Origin of the sequence: Acetobacter sp. DmW_136, from assembly GCF_008690365.1 — a bacterium.
Classification (GTDB): domain Bacteria; phylum Pseudomonadota; class Alphaproteobacteria; order Acetobacterales; family Acetobacteraceae; genus Acetobacter; species Acetobacter oryzifermentans.
This window is the reverse complement of record NZ_VHON01000007.1, coordinates 186,809-210,175: the sequence shown is the minus strand read 5'-3', so window position 1 is coordinate 210,175 and position 23,367 is coordinate 186,809. Positions and strand designations below refer to the sequence as shown.

Annotated in this window: 22 protein-coding genes and 1 tRNA gene; 9 read left to right on the top strand and 14 right to left on the bottom strand. The window is 53.2% G+C overall.

The features are described 5' to 3' along the window. Positions 1 to 148: 148 nt before the first annotated feature. The 3 genes from FKW31_RS04065 to FKW31_RS04055 are packed head-to-tail and all read left to right on the top strand — an operon-like array spanning position 149 to position 4,378. Positions 149 to 2,080 (top strand): transketolase-like TK C-terminal-containing protein, encoded by a 1,932-nt coding sequence (locus FKW31_RS04065; RefSeq protein WP_150177873.1) that lies wholly within the window; start codon positions 149 to 151, stop codon positions 2,078 to 2,080. A 52-nt stretch (positions 2,081 to 2,132) separates the two neighbouring features. Next, positions 2,133 to 3,155: a type I glyceraldehyde-3-phosphate dehydrogenase gene (gene gap / locus FKW31_RS04060; RefSeq protein ID WP_150177871.1), complete on the top strand. Its 1,023-nt coding sequence runs from the start codon at positions 2,133 to 2,135 to the stop codon at positions 3,153 to 3,155. Next, on the top strand, positions 3,155 to 4,378 hold the full coding sequence (locus tag FKW31_RS04055) for a phosphoglycerate kinase (RefSeq protein WP_150177869.1): 1,224 nt from the start codon (positions 3,155 to 3,157) through the stop codon (positions 4,376 to 4,378). Before gap ends, FKW31_RS04055 begins: the two co-directional genes overlap by 1 nt. Before the next feature lie 82 nt (positions 4,379 to 4,460). Here the strand turns inward: FKW31_RS04055 and FKW31_RS04050 are convergent, their stop codons facing one another. The 7 genes from FKW31_RS04050 to FKW31_RS04020 all read right to left on the bottom strand — a co-directional run bounded on the left by FKW31_RS04050 (position 4,461) and on the right by FKW31_RS04020 (position 11,036). Next, positions 4,461 to 5,342 (bottom strand): DMT family transporter, encoded by an 882-nt coding sequence (locus tag FKW31_RS04050; protein ID WP_150177867.1) that lies wholly within the window; start codon positions 5,340 to 5,342, stop codon positions 4,461 to 4,463. Between the two features lie 59 nt (positions 5,343 to 5,401). Continuing rightward, positions 5,402 to 6,064 carry a tyrosine-protein phosphatase gene (locus tag FKW31_RS04045; protein ID WP_063354807.1) on the bottom strand — a complete coding sequence of 221 codons (663 nt, stop codon included), beginning with the start codon at positions 6,062 to 6,064 and terminating at the stop codon, positions 5,402 to 5,404. Between the two features lie 176 nt (positions 6,065 to 6,240). Then, entirely contained in the window at positions 6,241 to 7,023 is a 783-nt protein-coding gene (locus tag FKW31_RS04040; protein ID WP_006116624.1) for a succinate dehydrogenase iron-sulfur subunit, read from the bottom strand. Positions 7,024 to 7,059: 36 nt separating this feature from the next. Further along, on the bottom strand, positions 7,060 to 8,871 hold the full coding sequence (gene sdhA / locus FKW31_RS04035) for a succinate dehydrogenase flavoprotein subunit (RefSeq protein ID WP_063353254.1): 1,812 nt from the start codon (positions 8,869 to 8,871) through the stop codon (positions 7,060 to 7,062). A gap of 117 nt (positions 8,872 to 8,988) precedes the next feature. Further along, positions 8,989 to 9,402 carry a succinate dehydrogenase, hydrophobic membrane anchor protein gene (gene sdhD, locus FKW31_RS04030; protein ID WP_006116622.1) on the bottom strand — a complete coding sequence of 138 codons (414 nt, stop codon included), beginning with the start codon at positions 9,400 to 9,402 and terminating at the stop codon, positions 8,989 to 8,991. Between the two features lies 1 nt (position 9,403). Further along, complete coding sequence (sdhC, locus tag FKW31_RS04025; protein WP_006116621.1) at positions 9,404 to 9,877, bottom strand: succinate dehydrogenase, cytochrome b556 subunit; 474 nt, start codon at positions 9,875 to 9,877, stop codon at positions 9,404 to 9,406. A 136-nt stretch (positions 9,878 to 10,013) separates the two neighbouring features. Further along, positions 10,014 to 11,036, bottom strand: a complete 1,023-nt coding sequence (locus FKW31_RS04020) for an aspartate-semialdehyde dehydrogenase (RefSeq protein ID WP_150177865.1) — start codon at positions 11,034 to 11,036, stop codon at positions 10,014 to 10,016. Positions 11,037 to 11,437: 401 nt separating this feature from the next. Here FKW31_RS04020 and FKW31_RS04015 point away from each other — a divergent pair, with 401 nt between their 5' ends. The 5 genes from FKW31_RS04015 (at position 11,438) to FKW31_RS03995 (ending at position 16,864) form a co-directional block, all read left to right on the top strand. Then, complete coding sequence (locus tag FKW31_RS04015) at positions 11,438 to 12,589, top strand: NAD(P) transhydrogenase subunit alpha (RefSeq protein WP_150177863.1); 1,152 nt, start codon at positions 11,438 to 11,440, stop codon at positions 12,587 to 12,589. Then, positions 12,586 to 12,912 carry an NAD(P) transhydrogenase subunit alpha gene (locus FKW31_RS04010; protein ID WP_006116618.1) on the top strand — a complete coding sequence of 109 codons (327 nt, stop codon included), beginning with the start codon at positions 12,586 to 12,588 and terminating at the stop codon, positions 12,910 to 12,912. The genes FKW31_RS04015 and FKW31_RS04010 overlap by 4 nt, the downstream gene beginning before the upstream one ends. Then, positions 12,913 to 14,328 carry an NAD(P)(+) transhydrogenase (Re/Si-specific) subunit beta gene (locus FKW31_RS04005; RefSeq protein WP_089178330.1) on the top strand — a complete coding sequence of 472 codons (1,416 nt, stop codon included), beginning with the start codon at positions 12,913 to 12,915 and terminating at the stop codon, positions 14,326 to 14,328. Positions 14,329 to 14,404: 76 nt separating this feature from the next. Beyond that, positions 14,405 to 15,433, top strand: a complete 1,029-nt coding sequence (adhP, locus tag FKW31_RS04000) for an alcohol dehydrogenase AdhP (RefSeq protein WP_150177861.1) — start codon at positions 14,405 to 14,407, stop codon at positions 15,431 to 15,433. Positions 15,434 to 15,472: 39 nt separating this feature from the next. Then, on the top strand, positions 15,473 to 16,864 hold the full coding sequence (locus FKW31_RS03995; RefSeq protein WP_006116615.1) for an NAD-dependent succinate-semialdehyde dehydrogenase: 1,392 nt from the start codon (positions 15,473 to 15,475) through the stop codon (positions 16,862 to 16,864). A gap of 83 nt (positions 16,865 to 16,947) precedes the next feature. On the opposite strand, the gene FKW31_RS03990 is transcribed toward FKW31_RS03995, so the two are convergent. From FKW31_RS03990 to xseA, 4 genes are all read right to left on the bottom strand, one after another. Continuing rightward, complete coding sequence (locus FKW31_RS03990) at positions 16,948 to 18,123, bottom strand: phosphoserine transaminase (RefSeq protein WP_150177859.1); 1,176 nt, start codon at positions 18,121 to 18,123, stop codon at positions 16,948 to 16,950. Between the two features lie 31 nt (positions 18,124 to 18,154). After that, a tRNA-Leu gene (locus FKW31_RS03985) sits at positions 18,155 to 18,241 on the bottom strand. A gap of 54 nt (positions 18,242 to 18,295) precedes the next feature. Next, entirely contained in the window at positions 18,296 to 18,637 is a 342-nt protein-coding gene (locus tag FKW31_RS03980) for a hypothetical protein (protein ID WP_006116613.1), read from the bottom strand. A 98-nt stretch (positions 18,638 to 18,735) separates the two neighbouring features. Further along, positions 18,736 to 20,190, bottom strand: coding sequence for an exodeoxyribonuclease VII large subunit (gene xseA / locus FKW31_RS03975; protein WP_150177857.1), 1,455 nt, complete (start codon positions 20,188 to 20,190; stop codon positions 18,736 to 18,738). Positions 20,191 to 20,241: 51 nt separating this feature from the next. On the opposite strand from xseA, the gene purD reads away from it, so the two are divergent. Beyond that, positions 20,242 to 21,525, top strand: a complete 1,284-nt coding sequence (gene purD / locus FKW31_RS03970) for a phosphoribosylamine--glycine ligase (protein WP_006116611.1) — start codon at positions 20,242 to 20,244, stop codon at positions 21,523 to 21,525. A 50-nt stretch (positions 21,526 to 21,575) separates the two neighbouring features. Here the strand turns inward: purD and rimI are convergent, their stop codons facing one another. The 3 genes from rimI to FKW31_RS03955 are packed head-to-tail and all read right to left on the bottom strand — an operon-like array spanning position 21,576 to position 23,349. Then, on the bottom strand, positions 21,576 to 22,028 hold the full coding sequence (rimI, locus tag FKW31_RS03965; RefSeq protein WP_193562040.1) for a ribosomal protein S18-alanine N-acetyltransferase: 453 nt from the start codon (positions 22,026 to 22,028) through the stop codon (positions 21,576 to 21,578). A 2-nt stretch (positions 22,029 to 22,030) separates the two neighbouring features. Beyond that, a complete protein-coding gene (gene tsaB / locus FKW31_RS03960; protein ID WP_006116609.1) occupies positions 22,031 to 22,723 on the bottom strand; it encodes a tRNA (adenosine(37)-N6)-threonylcarbamoyltransferase complex dimerization subunit type 1 TsaB in 693 nt (230 codons plus the stop codon). Next, complete coding sequence (locus tag FKW31_RS03955; protein WP_150177855.1) at positions 22,720 to 23,349, bottom strand: malonic semialdehyde reductase; 630 nt, start codon at positions 23,347 to 23,349, stop codon at positions 22,720 to 22,722. Before FKW31_RS03955 ends, tsaB begins: the two co-directional genes overlap by 4 nt. Between the last annotated feature and the right edge of the window lie 18 nt (positions 23,350 to 23,367).

Here is a 23,367-nt window from a genome sequence, read left to right as displayed (position 1 = left end):
GTTCTCCACCAGAACGTATAATGGCAATTCAACATGGCTTTACGGGGCCATTTTTATTTCTTTCGCGCTGTCCTGCACCGGGTGCAAGCCCTTTGGGCCTTTTCATACCCTTTTCAGCAGCAAAAATTCGTTCCACACTCTCTTTCCAATGGCACAGGCCACACTCATAGAGCATCCATTTACTTCCCCTGTAGCAGCCCTACCTGCACAGGATACCGTTGTGCTGCGCCTATGTGCGGCAGCCCGTGTACTGCTTGGTAAAACCAGAAATTCTGCGCATCTGGCGTTGCTGCAAACACTTTGCCTGCCTGTTACGGCACTGTGGTGCCGCATGCTACGTTTTGATCCAACACACCCCGATTGGCCCGACCGAGACAGGTTTGTTGTGCCTTCCGCTACCTTGCATCCTTTATTGCAGGCCATGTTGCACCTTAGCGGCACTTATGCGTTTTCCGAGTCCCCTTTGGAATATGGCGTCCACCCGGGCGTAGAAACCGCCCCCGGCCCTGCTGGGCAAGGCATTGCAGCGGCAGCTGGTATGGCACTTGCAGAACACCTGCTGGCAAAGCGCTATGGACGCTCATTGGTAAACCACCGCACATGGGTGCTTGCGCGTGATGGAGATTTGGCAACAGGTGTTGCCATGGAAGCCGCGCAGCTTGCCGGACGTTTTGGGCTGACCCAACTTGCCGTTCTGGTTAGCCCCACACCGGGAGCAGATAGAACCGAGTTTTCAAACTCTTTGGCACGTTTCAGCGCATCTGGGTGGAGCATCCGCAAAGTGGACGCATCACAATTAAGCGCCATCAACGGCGCTTTAGCAGCCACCATGCGCGCTAAAAAACCAACACTTATTGCTTGCATGCCGCCTGAAAGCCCACAAACCTTTCACCCCCAACCCAGCCTATCTCCAGAAGAAGAACTGACCGGCCCTTGGAGTCCAACTGCCAGACGCGGCACCACAACATACCGTTCTTGGCTAAAACGGCTGGCCAGACACCGCCAACGCACCGCCTTTGAGCGTGAAACGACCAATACATTCCCCAGCCTATTGATGGAGGACTGGAACCGGCTTTGCCGCCGTGCCATGCAACTCACACATCAGGCTTCCACCCAGCAGGCGGCCATTACCAGCCTGCATACGCTTTCCGCTCTTTTACCAGAACTGACAGTCTTAACGGCTACCTCTGCGTTGCCGCGCACATCTGCCGCAGCGCACATCCAACCAGACTGGCCATGTAATATTCAGGAACATGGCATGGCCGGAATGTTAAATGGCATGTCCTTGCATGGTGGTATTTTGCCCTGTGGCATTGCCAGCATGATTACGGTGGACCGTATGCGGGCGGCACTCCGCATGGCCGCACTGATGCGCCAGAAAATTATCTACCTTTTAACAGATGATGGGCTGGCTCTCAGCCATGATGGGGCAAGCTGGCAACCAGTAGAACAACTGGCAAGCCTACGCGCCATGCCTCATTTAGCCGTTTTTCGGCCAGCAAACGCACAGGAAGCATTTGCTTGCTGGAAGGCAGCCATCCGTTGGCAATCTGGCCCTGCTGTTATCATGCTCTGCCCTAACCCGCCCGAACATTCCTATGCAGTGCCCATGCAGGGGTCTGCTGCCCGTGGGGGATATATTTTGCATGGCAGTAGCTCGCGGCACGTTACCCTTATAGCCTCCGGCCCAGAGGTAAGTATTGCACTGGAAACAGAACAGCTTTTGCGGCAACACGGCGTACAGGCTGCTGTGGTTTCCATTCCCTGTTGGGAAGTCTTTTCCAATCAACCCGAAGCTTACAAAACAACCATTCTGGGCACGGATGCGCTGCGTGTGGGGATTGAAGCTGCATCGGGGTTCGGATGGGAACGCTGGCTGGGTAGCCAAGGATTTTTCGTTGGTATGGATGATTTTGGCGTATCCGCACCTGCCAACGCGGTGTATGAACGTTTTGGCATTACTGCCGGAGCGATTTGTGCGCGGGTTTTAAAACACTTGCGCGCATCCGGCGCCATAGAAGAAAGGTTCCTTCAGGCGTCATCACCTACCTCCCGTCGGCAAGAGCGGGAGCCGTTGTAACAATAAGAAGATCGCACAAGATCACAGAACGACAGAACGGAGAAAGAAAACCATGGCAGTCAAAATCGCTATCAATGGCTTCGGACGCATCGGCCGCCTTGTGCTGCGCGGCATTATTGAGAGCGGACGCACCGATGTTGTGCCTGTAGCTATCAATGATCTGGGCAGCGTAGAAGCCAATGCCCATCTGCTAAGCTATGACAGCGTACATGGTCGCCTGCCTGCTGATATTCGGGTGGATGGCAACAAAATTATTGTCACCGCCAACGGCCGCACATGGGACCCCATTACCGTTTCTGCGGAACGTGATCCCTCCAAAGTGCCTTTCCAGGGCGTTGATGTGGCCATGGAATGCACAGGCCTGTTCACCTCCAAGGAAAAAGCCCAGCCTCTGCTTACGGCTGGCGCCCGCAAGGTTATTGTTTCCGCACCCGCGACGGATGTAGATGCCACCATTGTTTACGGCGTGAACCAGGATGTTCTGACACCGGACATGACCGTGATCTCCAACGCATCCTGCACCACCAACTGTCTGACCCCAGTGGCCAAGGTGCTGGAAGATGCCTTTGGGATTGAACGTGGCTATATGGTCACCATCCATTCCTATACAGGTGACCAGCGCACAGTGGATACCCTGCACAAGGATCTGCGCCGCGCCCGCGCTGCTGGCCTGAATATGATCCCGACTTCCACTGGTGCAGCCCGCGCTGTTGGGTTGGTTCTGCCGCAGCTTAAAGGCAAGCTGGATGGCACCGCCATTCGTGTTCCCACCGCCAATGTTTCCATCGTTTCTCTGGACTTTGTGCCCAAAAACGCGCCAACTTCGGTTGAAGATGTCAACAATGCCATCAAGGCCGTTGTAGACTCCGGCAAGATGAAAAACGCTCTGGCTTATTCTGATGCACCGCTTGTCAGCTCTGATTTCAACCATGCGCTGGCATCTTCAACATTCGATGCAACTCAGACAGCGTTGGTAGATGGCGGCAAGCTTGTTCGTGTCTGCGCTTGGTACGATAACGAATGGGGCTTCTCCAACCGCATGTCTGATACAGCCGCCCTGTTCGGGAGCCTGTAATGACGGAACTTCCCTTCAGCACGCTGGATACGCTTGACCCCAAGGGCAAACGTATTCTGCTGCGTGTAGACCTGAACGTCCCCATGAAAGACGGGAAGGTAACGGACGAAACACGTATTGAACGTGTTGTGCCCACCATTCGTGAACTGGCTGAAAAAGGCGGGCGGGTTATCCTGCTCAGCCATTTTGACCGGCCAAAAGGCAAGGTGGTGCCGGATATGTCGCTCCAGCCCATAGCTACGGCTCTGGCTACAGCTTTGGGGCGGCCCGTCAGCTTTGCGCATGATTGCATCGGCCCGGATGCAGAGGCTGCTGCGCGCTCCATGCAGGATGGAGACATCCTGCTGCTGGAAAACACGCGCTTCCAGCCGGGTGAAGAAAAGAACGATGCAGGCTTGTCCGCTGCCCTCGCCAGTCTGGGCGATGTGTATGTGAATGATGCCTTTTCCGCCGCCCATCGGGCACACGCTTCTACTGCTGGTGTTGCAGCCCATCTGCCATCTTATGGTGGCCGGTTGATGCAGGCGGAACTGGAAGCCCTGTATGCTGCGCTGGAAAATCCGGAGCGGCCCGTAGGAGCTATTGTGGGCGGCGCAAAAATTTCCACCAAACTTCAGCTACTTGAAAACATGCTGGCTAAGGTGGACATGCTGGCTATTGGCGGCGCCATGGCCAACACGTTTCTGGCCGCCAAGGGCCTACAGGTTGGCAAATCCCTGATCGAGAAAGACATGCTGGATACAGCACGTACGATTATGGAACAGGCCCAAGCCAAAAAATGCGATCTCATTCTTCCCGTAGATGTCGTGATTTCGGAAGATTTTATTGCAGGGGCCCCCACACAGGTTGTGCCCGCAACGGCTATTCCTGATGGCTGGATGGCGCTGGACGTTGGCCCAGAAACAGTAAAGCTGCTGCAAAGCAAGCTTGCAGGCCTAAAAACGCTGGTCTGGAATGGGCCTTTGGGCGTGTTTGAGCTGCCACCGTTTGATGAAGGCACCAATGCTGTAGCTCAGGCTGCTGCTCAGCTCACGCAGGAAGGCAAACTGAAAACCGTAGCCGGTGGTGGGGATACTGTTTCCGCCCTCCGCCATGCGGGTGTACTGCATAAGATGTCTTATGTTTCCACCGCAGGTGGGGCTTTTCTGGAATGGCTGGAAGGCAAGATCCTACCCGGCCTAACGGCTATCAGCACCACACTGGAAAAAACCCTGCCAATCTAAGGCAAAGTTTTAGAACATAACTTTGTTTTAAAACTTATTCTTGCAAAACCACTTCAGATTTTAATGTCTGAAGTGGTTTTTTTTATGCTTTCACTTGTGGGCGCGGGTGGCCATACATCTGCATTAGCCCAACGCCTGCCATCACAATGCACCCACCAATAAGAGTGCGCACATTTGGCACTTCTCTCACCAATACAAATGCCAGCAGAAGCGTTGTGGGAGAGAGTAAATACAACAGCCCAGAAGAACGGGTGACCCCCACCTGCCCCACCACATGCGCCCAAGCGCCATACCCCAAAATAGATGGAAATATGCCCAACACCCCAACCAATGCCCAAGCCTGCCAACCATTATGCGTGCTTATGGCGCTAGGGAGCCACGGCAAAAGCAGGCCAGCACCAATCAGCAAAATATAGGCTGTGGTCACTAACGCTCCATAGCGCGTTACTAAAGGCCGTTGGAGCAGATAGTAGGTTGCAGAGCATAAAGCTGCTGCCAGCATAACCGTAGTGCCAGAACCAAAACCAAGGCCACCGGGCTGCCCACTGCCAATAATCACCACACCAGTAAAACTGGTAAGAGAACCTAACCAGCCCCATAGTGTCAGACGTTCATTTAAAAACAGAACGGCGGCAATAGCGGCTAAAAAAGGAGCTGTATTCAATAATAGACTGGCCGCACCGGCAGAAACTGTCTGCTCCCCTGTATTAAAAAGGATATTGTAAAGCGCAATGCCAATGCCGCCACATGCCAAAAAGCGTGGCAGATCCTTTAGCCGTGGCAACTGTGGGCGCTTTACACACAACCAGCATACAACAAGGCACGCAGCCACCATATAACGTGCGGCAGCTAACGAAACAGGTGCAAAAAAAGGCAGTGCTAGCCGCACAACAGGATACGCACAGGCCCATGAAAGCAGTGCGGCAACAACGGCCAGAATAGGCACAGGTTTATGAGGAACCATGTGATATCATAGCCTTATCATCAAAAAGGATTGTGGAAGCCGTAATTTTTTTGCAGCGCTTATTCGCGCCGCAAAACCTGATCTGTCAGAAAAGAAGATAGCTTATTTGCTACAAACTCTTCTTTTAAAGCGTGCTCATCATATTCATTCCGCACCCACTCAAGAAAAGGCATGCGGCCTTCTCCTTCTGCCTGATAGTGCAGAAAAAAAGCATCCAAAATACCTGTACGAGAGCTACGGAAGTGTCCGTATTTCCAAGAAAGTTCCTTAAGCGCCTGCTGGGCAGATCCGCCCTCAAACAACACAACCAAGCCAGATGCCAAGCCGGCGCGGTCTGCGCCCGATTTACAATGCATCAGTATTGGAAAATCTAGCTTTTGGTACATATCTGCAAACCGCAGAATTCTGTCCTTATGGGGGGCGCCACGGCTTTCAAAAGCCATATCTACATGGTGCAAACCAAGGCCGCGTGCAGCATTGCGGGAAAGAGCATCAGACCCGCATTTTCTATGCCCACGTAAATTCACCAGCGTACGCAAGCCCAACCGCCCCATGGCCCTTTTCAAACGCGCAGGAGTGGGGTGGTTACACCGATATACTTTGCCAGGAATAACTGCGTGGAAGTTGGTCCACATCAAGCGGAAAATAGCGTGATCTACAAACAGGCTGTCAGTCCAGGCCCGCGCGCGGCCAGATGATGAAGAAAGATGGCCGTCAAACACAAAAAACCTCACTACCAAACAGATCGTCTTCTAGCAGGTTTCATGTTCCACCTTCCTTTGCTGCCGTCAATGCAGAAGGCGTGGAAGAAGGTATATCGCTGCTTACGTTACAAAAAACCCGGCAAGGCAAAGCCATACCGGGTTTTTTACGTCTATGTTTCTGGAAAAACGAAAAATCAGACTTTCCGTTCCAGTTGCAGTTCCTTAATGCGCCCAATAGCCTTGGCTGGGTTCAGACCCTTCGGGCATGTCTGGGTGCAGTTCATGATGGTGCGGCACGCATACAGTTTGAAGGTATCTTCCAACCCGTCCAAACGGTCGCCCGTATGTTCATCGCGGCTATCGGCAATCCAGCGATAAGCAGCCAGAAGAACGGCTGGGCCTAAATACTTGTCACCATTCCACCAATAGGATGGGCAAGAGGTTGTGCAGCAGAAGCACAGAATGCATTCCCACATCCCATCCAGCTTGGCGCGTTCCTCAATGCTCTGCTTCCGTTCGGAATCTGGCGGAGGGGCGCTATCTGCCTGCATCCAAGGCTGGATGGAACGCAACTGCGCATAAGCACCATCCAGATTGGAAACCAGATCTTTTACAATTGGCATATGCGGCAGCGGATAGATGCGCACATCGCCCTTGATATCCTTGATGGGCTTAAGGCACGCAAGCGTGTTTTCCCCATCAATATTCATGGCGCAGGACCCACAAATCCCTTCACGGCAGGAACGCCGGAATGTCAGTGTAGGATCTACTTCGTTCTTGATATGGATGATGGCATCCAGCACCATTGGCCCGATGGTATCCAGATCAAGTTCGTAGCTATCAATAACCGGGTTTTTATCATCATCCGGAGTCCAACGGTAAATCCGGAATGTTCTAACGTTTTTTGCACCGGCTGGTGCGGGAAAGGTTTTACCTTTCCCGATCGTGCTGTTGCGCGGCAGTCTGAGTTCAACCATGTTCGCCTCCCTTTATCGCCCGTTCGTTCCGATAACTCAGTAAACGCGCTTTTTGGGTGGGAAGACCTGCACATCATCGGTCAGGGTCTTCATATGCACCGGACGGTAGGTTAGCTTCACGCCACCTTTATCATCCAGCCACGATACGGAATGCTTGAGCCATTCCTTGTCATCACGGTTAGGATAATCATCCCGCGCGTGCGCCCCACGGCTTTCATGCCGCGCAAGGCCACTTTCCAGCGTGACAGTAGCGTTCGCCAGCAGGTTTTCAAACTCCAGCGCTTCCATCAGATCGCTGTTCCAGATCAGAGAGGAATCTGCCACAGAGATATCGCTCACGCCGTTCCAGATATCGCGAATCTTGTCCACGCCTTCCTGTAGGCTTTCTTGCGTACGGAACACAGCAGCATGTGTTTGCATATCACGCTGTAAACGCTCACGCAGGGCAGAAACCTTGGTGCCACCCTTGGCATAACGCAGACGATCCAGCCGATCCAGCGCAGCTTCACCCGCACCGGCAGGCAGCGGACGGGTAAAGTCTGTTGGTTTTACCACTTCCGCAGCACGACGAGAGGCAGCACGGCCAAATACGATAAGATCCAGCAGAGAGTTTGTGCCCAGACGGTTTGCACCATGCACGGAAACACAGGCTGCTTCACCCACGGCCATCAGCCCCGGCACAACGGCATCCGGGTTATCGGGGGTCGGGCGCACCACTTCACCATGAATATTGGTGGGGATACCACCCATATTATAATGCACGGTTGGCAGAACCGGCACAGGTTCCTTGGTAACATCCACACCCGCAAAAATACGTGCCGTTTCAATAATACCCGGCAAACGCTGGTGCAGAAGATCAGAGCCAAGATGCTCAAGGTGCATCATGATGTGATCTTTTTTCGGGCCACAGCCACGGCCTTCCTTGATCTCAATCGTCATGGCGCGGGAAACCACATCACGCGATGCCAGATCTTTGGCCGTTGGCGCATAACGCTCCATAAAGCGTTCGCCTTCGGAATTGGTTAGATAACCACCTTCACCACGGCAGCCTTCCGTCAGCAGGCAGCCTGCCGGGTAGATACCAGTGGGGTGGAACTGCACAAATTCCATATCCTGCGTTGGAATGCCCGCACGCATGGCCATACCGTTACCATCACCCGTACAGGTATGGGCAGAGGTGCAGGACTGGTACGCACGACCATAGCCGCCAGTGGCCAGCACAACCATCTTGGCGTTAAAGCGATGGATTGTGCCATCATCCTGGCACCAAGCCATTACACCACGGCATTCACCTTCCTCATCCATGATAAGGTCGATGGCAAAATATTCGACAAAGAATTCAACATTGTGCTTCAGGCACTGCTGATACAGCGTATGCAAAATGGCGTGGCCGGTACGGTCGGCAGCAGCGCAAGCACGTGGCACAGGGGCCTTGCCGTAATCGCTCATATGCCCGCCGAAGGGGCGCTGATAAATCTTGCCATCTTCCGTGCGGGAGAATGGCACACCAAAGTGCTCCAGCTCGCGCACAGCAGGCACGGCCTCACGGCACATAAACTCAATTGCGTCCTGATCGCCCAGCCAGTCAGACCCCTTTACGGTGTCATACATATGCCAGCGCCAGTTATCTTCGGCCATATTCCCCAGAGAAGCCCCGATGCCCCCCTGAGCAGCCACAGTATGGCTACGTGTTGGAAAAACCTTGGTAACACATGCAGTGCTTAGCCCTGCTGCGCCCATTCCCAACGTTGCACGCAGGCCCGAACCACCTGCTCCCACGACCACAACATCATAAGCGTGATCAACAATTCGGTAAGCTCCCCGTGACGGAGAGGTATTGGCGTTCATCGTGACGGCGCTCCCATTGCGTTCGGCCTGTCAGTCTTTTCAGGTTCGTGCCACAGCGCTTCAGGCTTTGGGGCGCTGGCGGCACAGGCTCTTGATTCTATAAGGCGGTGGCCCAGCTTATTTGGCGTTACTGCCGCGCACAAACAGCTTGATAACGGCAATTACGCCCAGCAACCCCAACAGGGAGGTGCCAATTTTAACAAGCAGGCGGGCCGGCAAATGTGCCTTGCCATGCACGTAATCATCCACAATCACCTGAAGCCCAAGCTGGGCATGGTAAAAGGTGGTGATGATCAGGGCGATCAGCATGGTGGCATTTACGGGCTTACCGCCCCATTTCACCACTTCTGCATGATCTGCACCGCCCAGGCGGAACATTTGCACCACAAACCACGTTGAAAGCGGAAGCAGGGAAGCCGCCGTTACACGCTCGGCCCACCAGTGGCCTACACCGGAATGCCCGGCCCCAAGCCCGCGTGCCCGCCCAAGCTGGGAGCGCATGACTTCAATATGAGGAGCAGAAGCATTCATGTCAGGATACCTTTCCTGCTTTGGCGCGGCTGCGTTTGCGACAAATGGAAACAGCCAAAAGGCCAGCCGCCAAAACAGTGCTGACACCAGCGGTAACACCCACGGCTACCGGGCCATCCTTGTTAACTTCCTTTTTGTCATACCGGTAACCGCTATCCCAGATCAGATGGCGGATACCGCCAACAGTGTGGTAAATAACAGATGCCAGCCAGCCAACTAACACAAGCTGCCCAAGCGGGTTGCCCGTAACCTTACGCGCTGTGGCAAAGGCTTTTGGCCCTTTGGCCGCAGCCCCAAGCCAGAACACACCCAGTGTTGCACCTGCTGTTGCGATAACGCCCGTAATACGGTTCATAATGGAAAGAACCATGGAAAGGCGATAACGGTAGACCTGTAAATGCGGCGACATGGGCCGCTGAATAAGTCTGCCGTCACTTCGGCTCCCTACATAGAGGGCCTTACGGATATCCTGCATTGTCTGCCTCGTACCCCGTCTCTATCCCGTAGCGCCGGCTGGATCCGGCGTTTGCATCGTTTTTGTCCTACGCCCCACCCCTCTGGCCGGTCAATTGAACAGACCAACACGAGGCCGAGAGGGGCGGGATTCTCACTCAACCGTGTCTGGGCAGGAGATCGAGAGCAATCATGGTTTCGGCAATCTGCACCGCGTTCAAAGCCGCACCTTTCCGCAGATTATCGGACACGCACCAGAACGCGAGGCCATTGGAGACCGTCGGATCGACACGAAGGCGTGAAACGTAGGTTGCGTCTTCCCCCACCGAGTCAATCGGAGTCACGTAGCCACCATCTTCGCGCTTATCCAGCACCACAACACCTTCTGCTTCACGCAGGGCTTCATAGGCGCGCTTGATATCAACGGGCTCTTCAAACTCAGCCACAACAGCTTCAGAATGGCCAATAAACACAGGCACACGCACGCAGGTGGCAATAACTTCTACATCCGGGTCGAGAATTTTCTTGGTCTCGACTCGCATCTTCCATTCTTCCTTGGTCGCACCATCATCCATGAAACGGTCGATCTGCGGAATGCAGTTGAAGGCGATCTGCTTCTGAAACTGTTCAATCTTGGGCGGATCATTCACAAAGGTGCCACGCGTCTGGGCGAACAGCTCATCCATGCCATCCTTACCTGCGCCAGAAACCGCCTGATAGGTGGACACCACAACCCGCTTGAGAGTGAACAGATCATGCAGGGGCTTCAGTGCCACCACCATCTGAATGGTAGAGCAGTTGGGGTTGGCAATAATGTTGCGCTTGATCTGCTTAAGGGCGTTGGGGTTTACTTCTGGCACCACCAACGGCACATCCGGATCCATACGGAAATGAGAGGTGTTGTCGATCACCACACATCCGGCTTTGGCGGCAATGGGTGCATATTTTGCAGACACAGACCCACCGGGAGAAAACAGGCCAACATCCCAACCGGTAAAATCAAATGTTTCAAGGTTCTGCACTTTCAGAACCCGATCTCCAAACGAAACTTCCCGCCCGGTAGAGCGGGGTGAGGCCAGCGCTACAATTTCATCTACCGGAAATTCCCGCTCAGCCAGTGTTTTGAGGATTTCACGCCCCACGGCTCCAGTCGCGCCTACAACAGCAACCCGATATCCCATAATCCACCTGCTTTTGATCTTGTATATATGTCGGCCATATATATGGCCTGATGGCGGCAGACCCTAGACCATTACGCAACCAAATGGAATTGCCCGCCATGGGCATCTGCCCCAGTGATTATACGCCCCGCAGCTTTTTTCTGCCCCAAAAACCTTGATACCCGCCCGACACAGAAACCCGATGCCGTGGTTAACCGTTTAAGCGCACGACATACGGAACACGGGATGTGCCAGCATTAAACAAAAATACAACAAATTATTTGAACACTATGACCACGTTTTTGATACACATCATTGCAGCACCCCTACGCGCCGTAGTGTCATAATTTTCGTGCCTCAGGCAGGATGCAAAACCTGTTCTGACCTTTGCCCAACTTTTACAACAGAGTTTGGAACAGACCGTGACACTTAAAATTGCAATTCTGAAGGAAACGGCAACCGATGAAAGACGGGTTGCCATGATTCCCTCAGTCGCCCAGCGCATTGCCAAACTTGGAGCCTCACTGGTTCTGGAGCAAGGTGGAGGAGCCGCAGCAACCTATACGGATGCAGCATACACACAGGCTGGCGTTGCCACAGAAGCAGATCCGCAAAAACTTCTAGAAGACGCAGATATTGTGCTGGCTGTGCAGCCGCCCTGCGTGGAGACGATAAAAAAAATGAAAGCCGGCAGTTTGCTGGTGTCTTTCATTTACGCCAAAACCCAGCCTGATCTGGTAAAGGCTTTGCGCGATAGCAAGATCACCACATTTGCCATGGAGCTTATTCCACGCATCAGCCGGGCACAGGCTATGGATGCTCTTTCCAGCCAAGCCGCGTTAGCCGGATATTACGCTCCGTTACTGGGCTGTGTGCATATGCAAAAAATCCTACCCATGATGACAACAGCCGTTGGCTCGCTCCGCGCGGCACGCGTGTTGGTTATGGGGTTGGGTGTGGCCGGGTTGCAGGCATTGGCAACAGCACATCGACTTGGCGCAGTTTGCGAAGGCTACGACGTGCGCCCCGAAACAAAAGAAGAAGCAGAATCTGTTGGTGCGCGCTTTGTCGATACCGGCGTGGATGCCCGCGGAGCTGGTGGGTATGCACGTGAACTGACACCCGAAGAAAAAACAAAAGTGCGTGCCGCACTCAGCCAACACATCGCACAGGCAGATTTAATTATCACCACAGCGGCTGTTCCCGGAAAACACGCCCCACGCCTGATTGACGCAGACCAGTTGGCCGCCATGAAGGAAGGATCTGTTGTAGTGGATATGGGCGCCCCTAATGGCGGCAATTGTGAAGGCACAAAAGCAGGAGAAATTACAAAAATTGGGCCCGTTACATTGGTTGGGCCAACAAACCTGCCATCCTGCCTGGCAGCACAGGCGAGTGAGCTTTATGCCAAGAATATCTACAACCTTTTAGAACAGGTTGTGCATGATGGTGTGCTGAAGCCTGATTTTACGGATGATGTCATTAAAGGCACTACTCTTACGCATAATGGTGCAATAACTAATGATACCATCAAACAGTTTATCGAAAGCCCGCCAGTGGAGAAAGCATCATGATTACCGCAACATCCATGACCTTTATTATCGCTTTATACATTTTCATGCTGGCCGCCTTTACCGGTTATGTGGTGATCAGCCGTGTGCCATCCATCCTGCATACGCCCCTAATGTCCGGCTCCAACTTCATCCACGGCATTGTGGTTGTGGGTGCGTTGGATGCACTGTTTAACGCCACCAGCATTCCCGGACAGATTATTGGTTTTATTGGGGTTTTTCTAGGCGCAGGCAATGTGATGGGCGGCTATGTGGTAACAGACCGTATGCTTGCCATGTTCCGGCCCAGCCAAAAAACAGCTCCACCCAAAAAGGAACAGCAATAAATGTTTATTGAATACATTGTGGGCCTAAGTGGCCTTATTGCTGCTGGCCTGTTTATTTACGGGCTGAAAGCCATGTCCTCCCCCGTTACGGCTGTATCTGGCATTGTTACAGCCGGTTACGGTATGATCTTTGTTATTGCAGCAACTTTTCTAAATTTATTTAACGTAACAGAAGCCGCAAAACCGCATCTTCTGGTAAATGTGGTATTGGCTGTTCTGGCTCTGGTTTTGGGTTGCGCATGGGCTGGCTGGCGTGGCCGTACCGTGCAAATGACAGCCATGCCGCAGATGGTTGCCATTTTTAATGGTATGGGCGGTGGTTCTGCTGCCTGTTTGGCAGGCGTAGAACTTTTAAGCGATGACCCAACATCTCCCTTGCACCTCAGCATTACCGTTTTGGGCGCGCTTATCGGGTGCATTTCGCTTACCGGTTCCATTATAGCATGGGCCAAGTTGGACGGGCGGATGAAAAAGCCTGTGCGCTTTACTGGACAGCGTGTTTTCAATGCTGGGGTGTTTCTTATTGCTTTGGTATTAGGTGCGCTCACAGTCATGCAGTATAGCACCCCAATGGGGGAGCTGCCGCGGGATCTATTCTTCCTGATGGCTCTGCTGTTTGGCGTGTGCATGACACTGCCTATTGGTGGTGCCGATATGCCGGTTGTGATTTCGCTCTACAACGCCTTCACAGGGCTGGCCGTTGGGCTTGAAGGGTATGTGATGAACAACCCGGCCCTCATGATTGCTGGCATGGTTGTAGGGTCTGCTGGCACGCTGCTTACCGTGTTGATGGCAAAAGCCATGAACCGTTCACTCACCAACGTATTGTTCAGCAACTTTGGTGATAGCTCAAGCAGCGCCAAAGGACCGCAGGGTGAAATGCAATCTGTTGATCCTGCAGATGCCGCCACCACCATGCGTTATGCCTCCAGCGTCATCATTATTCCCGGTTACGGACTGGCTGTTGCACAGGCACAGCAGAAACTTTACGAATTTGTCAAAATTCTTGTTGCCGATGGTGTGGATGTTAAGTTTGCCATCCACCCTGTAGCAGGCCGTATGCCAGGGCATATGAACGTTCTTTTGGCTGAAGCCGGCGTGCCATATGACATGATTTATGACATGGATGACATAAATGATAGTTTTGCCACAACGGATGTTGCGCTGGTTATTGGTGCCAACGATGTGGTGAACCCGGAAGCCCTAACAGATAAATCCTCCCCCATTTATGGCATGCCTATTTTGAATGCTTACAAAGCACATCAGGTATTTGTCATTAAACGTGGCACGGGCGTTGGATATTCCGGCGTACAGAACCCGCTTTTCTTCCAGAAGAACTGCACAATGGTATTTGGAGATGCACAGGCTGTGCTTTCCAAAATGGTTGAAGCTGTCAAAAGTCTTGGCGGCTCCTAAACATGACACGGGCGAGGCTTCCCCCTCGCCCTTTTTTATTTCTCATGTCTGTTTGTAAAATATAAGGAAGCATATCATGTCCGAAAAAATGAAAGCCGCTGTGGTTCATGAATTTGGCAAACCACTAACCATTGAAGAGCTGGACATCCCGACCATTAAACCCACACAGATTTTGGTTAAGATGATAGCCTGCGGCGTGTGCCATACAGATTTGCATGCTGCCAGCGGAGACTGGCCAAAAAAACCACATCTGCCGTTTATTCCCGGTCATGAAGGCGTGGGAACTGTGGTGCAAGTTGGCAGCGAAGTAGACTGGGTGAAGGAAGGCGATGTTGTAGGCGTGCCTTGGCTCTATTCTGCCTGCGGCCATTGCGAGCACTGTTTGGCAGGGTGGGAAACCCTTTGCCCGAAGCAGGAAGAAACGGGCTATTCCGTAAACGGTTGCTTTGCCGAATACGTGGTGGCTGATCCGAATTATATTGCCCATCTGCCCAAAGGCGTGGATCCCGTAAAAGTTGCCCCCGTACTGTGCGCTGGCCTGACCGTTTATAAAGGCCTGAAGATGACAGATACGCGAGCAGGGAACTGGGTAGCCATTTCTGGCGTTGGGGGATTAGGCCAAATGGCCGTGCAATACGCCGTAGCAATGGGGCTAAATGTTGTGGCGGTAGACATTGATGATGAAAAACTGGCAACCGCCAAAAAGCTTGGTGCCATGTACACTGTTAACGCCAGAAACACAGACCCAGCAACATTTATGCAGGAAAAGGTTGGTGGCGTGCATGGGGGATTGATTACCGCTGTTTCCACCAAAGCGTTTTCTCAGGCTATGGGGTATGTGCGAGCAGGGGGCACATTGGTGCTAAATGGCCTGCCACCGGGTGATTTCCCAATTTCTATCTTTGACATGGTCATGAATGCCATTACCATTCGCGGTTCCATAGTAGGCACACGGCTGGACATGATTGAAGCTCTTTCCTTCTTTGCTGAAGGGAAGGTAACATCTGTCACCACAACAGATCGGATTGACAACATCAACGCAATTTTTGATGCGCTCAAGAACGGTCGGGTGGAAGGCCGCGTGGTTCTGGACTTCCGCAACTGAGCAACTCCTAACCTCAGAAACAAAAGAAGGGTTATTCTGATGGCTTATGCAACAATCAATCCCTTCACCGAAGAGCAGGTGAAGACGTTCCCCACCACCACGGATGCGGAAATTGAAACAGCAATTGCCAAGGGTGATGCAGCTTTCCAGAAATGGAAAAACTTCTCCCATGCTGATCGTGCACGCATTCTGCAAAAAGCAGCCGATCTGCTGCGCGAAAATCTGGATGAGTATTCCAAGCTGCTGACCCTTGAAATGGGCAAGCGTTTTGCCGAAGCTCAGGCAGAAACGGAATTGTCCGCCGCTATTTTCGAATACTATGCCAAGAATGCTGAAAAGCTGCTGGAGCCACAGGATCTGCCCGTAGCAGACCCGCAGGAAGGCCGTGCCAAACTTGTGTACGAACCGCAGGGGATTATCGTTGCGATTGAACCGTGGAACTTCCCGTTCTATCAGGTTGCCCGCATTATCTCCCCTCAGCTTTCTGCTGGTAACACGGTTATCCTAAAGCACGCTTCCAATGTGCCGCAGTGTGCTGCCGCCATGGAAAAACTGATGCTGGATGCCGGGTTGCCAGAAGGTGGTTTTATCAACCTGTATCCATCCCATTCCCAGCTTGCCACGGTTATTCAGGACCCGCGCGTGCGTGGTGTTGCCCTAACAGGCTCTGAAGGCGCGGGCGCCAAAATTGCTGCTACAGCCGGTGGCGCACTTAAAAAGTGTATCATGGAACTTGGTGGCTCCGATGCGCTGATCGTGCTGAACGATGCAGACATTGAAAAAGCTGCCAAATGGGCTGTTTTTGGCCGCCACTGGAATGGCGGGCAGGTGTGCGTTAACGCCAAGCGCATGATTGTGGAAGACGGCGTTTACGACAAGTTTGTAGAACTGTACCGCAAAGGTGTAAGCGCCCTGCGTATGGGGGATCCGATGGACCCCAACACCACCATGCCGCCGCTTTCTTCCCGCGGTGCTGTAGAAGATCTGAAAAAGCAGGTTTCTGAAGCCGTAGCACACGGTGCAAAGGCAGAAGAAGTTCCGCTGGAAATGCCCAACAAAGGCTGCTTCTTCCGCCCTGTTATTCTAACAGATCTGGATGAAAGCAACCCGGCGCGCCGTTGGGAATTCTTTGGCCCAGTTACCATGCTGTTCCGCGCGAAAGACGCAGATCATGCTGTAGAAATCGCCAACGATTCTCCATACGGTCTGGGTGGTTCCATCTTCTCTCAGAACGAAGAAAAAGCTGCTGAACTCGCACGCAAAATGGACACCGGTATGGTGTACATCAATCACCCAACCATGGTGAAAGCTGATCTGCCGTTTGGTGGCGTGAAACGTTCTGGCTTTGGTCGTGAACTGATTGACCTTGGCCTGAAAGAATTCGTCAATACCAAGCTGATCGACATCGTGGACATCGACGCACCTTTCTAATAGGCGCGGCTTCATCCAACAAAAAAGGCGGAGGGAAAATTCCCTCCGCCTTTTTTAATGCTGTATAACGCTAAAAAATTTAATTACTGCGGCGCAACCTGAGTAAAAGCCCAATCCAACCAAGGCAATAATGCACGCACATCTGCCGCTTCTACCGTAGCACCACCCCAGATACGCAGGCCCACAGGGGCATCACGGTAACTGGCCAGATCAAACCCAATGCCTTCTTCTGCCAGAACGGCCAGCATTTTCTTGACTGTTTTAGTCTGTTCATCACGCTCAAGGGCCAAAAACCATGGGGCCACAATACGCAAGCAGATTGCTGTGGAAGAACGTTCCTCAGGCTTCTGGGCCAGAAACTCTACCCAATCCGTTTTTTCCACCCACATGGTCACTTCAGCCAGATTGGCTTGGCTGCGTGCTTTCAGCCCTTCCAGGCCACCAGCACCTTCTGCCCATTTCAGGCTATCCAGCGCATCTTCCACACACAGCATGGAAGGCGTGTTGATGGTATCCCCCCGAAAGATGCCTTCAATCAGACCATTCTTATTGGTCATACGGAAAACTTTTGGCAGTGGGCGCGGAGCCTGAAAACTTTCCAACCGCTGCACAGCTTTGGGGGAAAGGGCAATCATGCCATGTGCGGCTTCGCCCCCCAAAGCTTTCTGCCAAGACCATGTAACCACATCCAGCCGGTCCCACGGCAGATCCATTGCAAACGCAGCAGATGTCGCATCACAGATCACCAGCCCACCATGTTGCGCCGGAATGGCATCTGCTGAAGGAATGCGCACACCAGAGGTGGTGCCATTCCATGCCAGCACCACATCGTGGTTCCAATCAACCTGCGCCATATCTGGCAGGCTGCCGTATTCGGCTTTCAAAACTCGTGTATTTTCGAGCTTAAGCTGGGTAACAATATCCTGCGCCCATAGTGCAGAAAAACTTTCAAACGCCAACACATCTACTGGGCGTTCCCCCAACATGGACCACAAGGCCATTTCCACAGCGCCAGTATCAGAAGCTGGCACGATTCCTACGCGCCACCCTTCAGGCACTCCCAAAATGGCGCTAGAGCGATCAATAACTTCTTTCAGCCGTGCACGCCCTTCCGCAGAGCGATGCGAACGCCCAACCAACGCATTTGCCAGCGCCGATACATTCCAACCCGGCCGCTTTGCGCAAGGGCCAGAAGAAAAGCATGGATTAAGGGGACGGCTGGCCGGACGAGGAAGAACGGATAAGGAAGCGGCTGTCATAACCTTGGCCAGAATAGGGGGAGAAGAAATCTGGTGCGAGAGAGGGGACTCGAACCCCTAAGCCCTTTCGGGCGGTCGATTTTGAGTCGACTACGTCTACCAATTCCGTCACTCTCGCAGCGTGGCCCTTTTCCTACCAGCAAATTGCCGCTGGGAAAAGAGCATGCATGCATTATCGGCACACTCTTTTTGTACCATCAGAGGCAATATAGGTGCCTGTCTGGGTATCAAAGCATGCATTTTGCACGCAAGAATTGCCAGAAGAAAGGGGCTGCGGATAATTTTGCACACCCATCGCCATATTTTCACGCGCAGCTGTTCCACACAATGGTGTGTTCAGCGGTGCGGAGGGATCATTCGTCAAATGGCTATCATTGGTAGCTGATGGCTCGGTTGTCAGACCCGGAGCGAAGCTTTGTGGTGGAATACGATGCCCCTGCTGAGGCGCACACCCTGCCAGCAGCCCTCCTGCCAGACACAGGCTGGCAACACCAACAGAAAAACGGATGGACATGCGCTTTATTCTTTCCTGACGGCGCGGGCCCCTCCGCCCGCGTGGTTTATATTTGGCAGATCATAAACCCGATTGGCAGTACATCTCAACTCGGTGTGTTACAGCTCCAGTACACCTTGCTTGGGGCGGTGTGTGCCATCACCAATAACAGCCGGACGCGCGCCATCACCAAATGTTAGTTCTACACGCTCACCATCATTGAGTTGTTCAGCACTGGTCACTGGCCGCCCCTCTGCGGTAACAAGCGCGTACCCACGAGCCAATACCGCACGGGGAGAAATAGCTTCTAACTGCCCGGCAATACCAGCAAGAGCTGTGCGTCTTTCCCGCACCAATGCTTGCAATGGGGCAGGGGATATCCGTAAGCGACCCAACCGGGCATCCTGCCTTTGGAATGTATGCGCCATGCTGGCCTGCAACATGTTTGCCAGTACGGCCAAGCGTGTGCGCCGCCCTGCCAATAAGGTTTCAACCGCAGGCATATGACGTTCAACCGCAACCAGATCCGCCTTACGCCGCTGCACCAAAGCGGGCAAGGCAACATCCAGCCGCCGCCCTCTGTCATCCAACTGCATACGCGCTGTCTGCAACAGGCTTGGCAGATCCGGCATGGCGGAAGATGCACGATCCAGCCTTAAGCGGGCCGTTTGCAGCAAACGGGAAAGCGCGCCCACTGCCCTTGCATTTCGGTGCTCAATATCCGCCAAAAGTTCCGTGCGCACTGGCACAGCCATTTCTGCGGCAGCTGTGGGTGTTGGCGCACGCCTGTCTGATGCAAAATCAATCAGGGTAGTATCTGTTTCATGTCCTACAGCAGAAATCAGCGGAATTGAGCATGCAGCCGTCGCACGCACCACAGCTTCATCATTAAAAGCCATCAGATCTTCTAATGATCCGCCACCGCGCGCCACAATCAACACATCTGGCCGTGGCACGGCGCCCAGCCCGTCAAGCTGCGAAAATCCATCAATAGCCGCAGCAATGCGGGCTGCTGCCCCTTCTCCCTGTACGGGCACGGGCCAGACAATCACAGGTCGGGGGAAGCGCCTTTGCAGGGTTGTACAGATATCATGCAGCACAGCACCTTGAGGTGATGTTACCACCCCGATCACACGCGGCAAAAGCGGAATGGCTTTTTTGCGGGCTGTATCAAACAGCCCTTCTTCCGCCAGCTTTAAGCGCAAGCGTTCAATACGGGCCAGCAAAGCGCCTTCGCCCGCATATTCCATCCGCTCTACAACAAGCTGGTAACTGGAGCGCTCACCATAAGCAGAAATCTTGCCGGTGGCGATAATCTCCACCCCGTTTTCTGGCACCAGACCAAGACGGGAAACCGAACCACGCCATACCACACCGGAAATCTTGCCCCGTTCATCCTTGAGCGAAAAATACACATGCCCAGAAGGGTAGCGTTTAAGTTCCGTAATCTCACCACGCACACGTACGCGGCTGAACGTGCCCTCCAGCGTACGCCGGATAGCCCCCGAAATTTCTGAAACGGTAAATTCCGGCACATTGTTACTGGCCGATGGAATGTCAAACTGTTCGGTCATGCGGCTAACCTATGCTACAGACGCTCGCCCTGAAAAGAGCAGAACATCAAGATGCAGGAGAAAACAATGCGGGTACTTCTGGTTGGATCTGGCGGCAGGGAGCATGCGCTGGCCGCAACACTTGCCCGTTCTCCGGAACTTTCAGCCCTGTTTATCGCACCCGGCAACCCCGGCACAGCAGAACTTGGTATAAACGTGCCCATTGGTGCGCAGGATGTTCCTGCACTTGTGCAGTTTGCTCTGGAACAAAAAGTCGATCTGGTTATTCCCGGCCCGGAAGCTCCGTTGGTAGCTGGTTTGGCAGATGCCTGTGCCCGCGCCAAGCTGGCCTGCGCTGGCCCCACACAGGCCGCCGCCCGGCTTGAGGGCAGCAAAAGCTTTACCAAGGAAATCTGCTACGCCGCCAATATTCCCACAGCACAGGCTGAGCGGTTTACGGACGTAAACGCTGCTTTAACATACGTGCGTGAAAAAGGCGCACCCATTGTTATCAAGGCCGATGGTCTGGCCGCCGGAAAAGGCGTTGTGGTGGCCACCACACTGGCCGAAGCCGAAAGCGCTGTGCAGGACATGATGGCCGGTGGCTCACTTGGGGATGCAGGCCGCTGCGTGGTGATTGAAGATTGCCTGATTGGTGAGGAAGTCTCGCTTTTTGCGTTCTGTGCGGGAGAAACAGCCACGCTGATTGGCGCTGCCCAAGACCACAAACGCATTGGAGATGGAGATACAGGCCCCAATACCGGTGGAATGGGAGCGGTTTCTCCTCCAAAAAGCTTTGGTCGAGCAGAACAGGAAGCTGCGCTCGATGTGATGGTACGCCCTATGCTGAAAGAAATGGTGCGTCGTGGCACACCTTTCCGGGGCGTTATTTTTGCGGGACTGATGCTGACAGAAAGTGGCCCTCAATTAATCGAATACAACGTTAGATTTGGTGATCCGGAAGCCGAAGCTCTGCTGCCTCGGCTAACGTCTGATCTTCTTCCTGCCCTAAAGGCTCTTGCTGAAGATAAGCTGGATACAGCCCCTGTCACATTTTCCGATCAAGCATCTGTTTGCGTTGTAATGGCAGCCCGTGGCTACCCCGGCACGCCAGAAAAGGGTGCCGTGATTTCCGGTATCGAAGACGCCAACAAACTACCTGATGTGCAGGTGTTCCAAGCGGGCACCAAGCTGAATGCTGCGGGAGAACTTGTTGTAGCCGGAGGGCGCGTGCTGGTTGTTTGCGCGTTGGGCAATACCGTGAAACAGGCGCAAGAACGCGCTTACGAAGGTGTTAAAACCATTTCGTGGGATGGAGCAATATGGCGCACAGATATCGGTAACCGCGCCCTTTAAGCCGCTTTTAAAATAACAGCCCTTGGTTATGCAGGGTTACTTCTGTTTGACTAAGGGCTTACTGCTTGGCAGGATCGACCCAAAACCAAGGCATCCGATCCATCTTCATAATATTTTTTACGTAAACCCAGTTTTTCAAAGCCCTGTTTTTCATACAGGGCTCTGGCGGATTGATTGTTTACAGACACTTCCAGAAACAGGTTTTGCATCCCATTATGCTGCCCAACCTGTATGCACCATGCCAGCAAACGTTGCGCCAAACCGCGCTTTCTATTTTCTGGCAGAATGCAGATGGTTAAAACCTCTGCTTCATCCACCACGCTTCGCAACATTATAAAGCCCGCTGGTTGATCTTTCACCATAACCAGACCTGCCTGCACACCCGGAGATGACAGCAAAGCCGTTATGGCTGCTTCATCCCACTGTGCACCTGCACCAAAGCACTGGGTATGTATGTTGGCCAACAAAGGTGCGTAAACAACGCTGGCTTCCTGCACATGCACGGTCAAACTGGTTTGGCTCTTAATCCATCCGCCGGGAGCTTGGCTTCTGGCGGATCTACGTACAGTGGAACAGGATCTAGCAAAGGCAGCTTACCCATTTGGCGCTTTAACGCTGCACTTGCAATTTGCTCTGGTGTTGGTGTGTGTAATGGAGAGTAAACAGCATGTGAAAAAGAAAGAGCCTCACAGGCATCCCCCGCCACCAACCAGCTTCCTTCTGGCGGATGCCAATTGGCTATCATGACGGCACGGACTTGCTGAGCATCCTCTACAAACACTCGGCCACGACGCGCTGGCGTTATCACCATCCACCCTTTTAACTCTGGATACCTCTGCAATTCTGCATCCAGTGCAGGTGTCAGTGCTTCTGCTCGTGTTACGCCCACCACTGGGCAGCCTGCGCCCAGTGCAAACCCAGCGGCTACAGCACAAGATGCCCGCAGCCCTGTAAAAGATCCCGGCCCCACAACCACGGCCACAAGGTCTGGCTGTACGCCGGTTTCAGCGCCCCATCCTGCTTGTTGTAAAACCTTATCGGCAAGAAGATTAATGCCTTCTGCTGCCTGCTTGCCAGCAACAACCTCGGCATGCAGCACCAAAAGCTTATCCCGCTCAACCTGAACACATGCAGCCATTCCACAAGCCGACTCTCCTGCCGGGCTACCATCCAGAACCAGAATACGCTGTACCATCATGAAACCACGCAGCAGGCTTCTTCAAACGCCAAACGAGGCGCACGTGGTGGCTGGTTTTCAAAATCTCCATATCCCAGACACAGCAGAAAGTTTGCGCGCCACCCTTGTTCGGCCAGAAAAGCATCTTCCACCAACGCTTGGTCAAACCCAGAAATAGGCAAAGCATCCACCCCAAGGGCACGCGCTGCCATAATCATATAAGCCCCCTGGAGCGTGCCGTTACGAAAAGCAGTTTCTTCTGCCAACCCAACGTCTGATGCAAACCATGAACGCAGGTTTTCCTGCGGACACAAACGCGGCAACTGTTCAAAAAACAATGGGTCATGCGCGACAATGGCAATAACAGGCGCCCCCATAACCCGATTAATGTTGCCAGCAGACAAAGCCGGGCGCAGTTTCTCACGCCCATCTGAACCGGTAATAAAAACAAACCGGGCAGGGCTACAATTGCCGGATGTTGGGCCAAATTTTGTGAGATCATAAAGCTGGCGCAGCACATCTTCTTCAACTGTGCGGGTTGTCCAGCGGAGGGGCGTACGCGCCTTTCTGAAAAGGAGATCCAGCCCGTTTTCATCCAGCATATGAATCTTGCCCTGTCTTGCATCTATCATTGAAAGGGCAGGCATAAAAAACACCTGCCTGCT

Bases quoted from the DNA above. Each gene is read 5' to 3' on its own strand.
- purD (WP_006116611.1), top strand. From the start codon at position 20,242: ATGCAGGAGAAAACAATGCGGGTACTTCTGGTTGGATCTGGCGGCAGG.
- FKW31_RS04005 (WP_089178330.1), top strand. From the start codon at position 12,913: ATGTTTATTGAATACATTGTGGGCCTAAGTGGCCTTATTGCTGCTGGC.
- adhP (WP_150177861.1), top strand. From the start codon at position 14,405: ATGTCCGAAAAAATGAAAGCCGCTGTGGTTCATGAATTTGGCAAACCA.
- FKW31_RS04040 (WP_006116624.1), bottom strand. From the start codon at position 7,023: ATGGTTGAACTCAGACTGCCGCGCAACAGCACGATCGGGAAAGGTAAA.
- FKW31_RS03995 (WP_006116615.1), top strand. From the start codon at position 15,473: ATGGCTTATGCAACAATCAATCCCTTCACCGAAGAGCAGGTGAAGACG.
- FKW31_RS04065 (WP_150177873.1), top strand. From the start codon at position 149: ATGGCACAGGCCACACTCATAGAGCATCCATTTACTTCCCCTGTAGCA.
- xseA (WP_150177857.1), bottom strand. From the start codon at position 20,190: ATGACCGAACAGTTTGACATTCCATCGGCCAGTAACAATGTGCCGGAA.
- sdhC (WP_006116621.1), bottom strand. From the start codon at position 9,877: ATGCAGGATATCCGTAAGGCCCTCTATGTAGGGAGCCGAAGTGACGGC.
- gap (WP_150177871.1), top strand. From the start codon at position 2,133: ATGGCAGTCAAAATCGCTATCAATGGCTTCGGACGCATCGGCCGCCTT.
- sdhD (WP_006116622.1), bottom strand. From the start codon at position 9,402: ATGAATGCTTCTGCTCCTCATATTGAAGTCATGCGCTCCCAGCTTGGG.
- sdhA (WP_063353254.1), bottom strand. From the start codon at position 8,871: ATGAACGCCAATACCTCTCCGTCACGGGGAGCTTACCGAATTGTTGAT.
- FKW31_RS04055 (WP_150177869.1), top strand. From the start codon at position 3,155: ATGACGGAACTTCCCTTCAGCACGCTGGATACGCTTGACCCCAAGGGC.
- FKW31_RS03990 (WP_150177859.1), bottom strand. From the start codon at position 18,123: ATGACAGCCGCTTCCTTATCCGTTCTTCCTCGTCCGGCCAGCCGTCCC.
- FKW31_RS04050 (WP_150177867.1), bottom strand. From the start codon at position 5,342: ATGGTTCCTCATAAACCTGTGCCTATTCTGGCCGTTGTTGCCGCACTG.
- FKW31_RS04020 (WP_150177865.1), bottom strand. From the start codon at position 11,036: ATGGGATATCGGGTTGCTGTTGTAGGCGCGACTGGAGCCGTGGGGCGT.
- FKW31_RS04010 (WP_006116618.1), top strand. From the start codon at position 12,586: ATGATTACCGCAACATCCATGACCTTTATTATCGCTTTATACATTTTC.
- FKW31_RS03980 (WP_006116613.1), bottom strand. From the start codon at position 18,637: ATGTCCATCCGTTTTTCTGTTGGTGTTGCCAGCCTGTGTCTGGCAGGA.
- tsaB (WP_006116609.1), bottom strand. From the start codon at position 22,723: ATGATGGTACAGCGTATTCTGGTTCTGGATGGTAGCCCGGCAGGAGAG.
- FKW31_RS03955 (WP_150177855.1), bottom strand. From the start codon at position 23,349: ATGCCTGCCCTTTCAATGATAGATGCAAGACAGGGCAAGATTCATATG.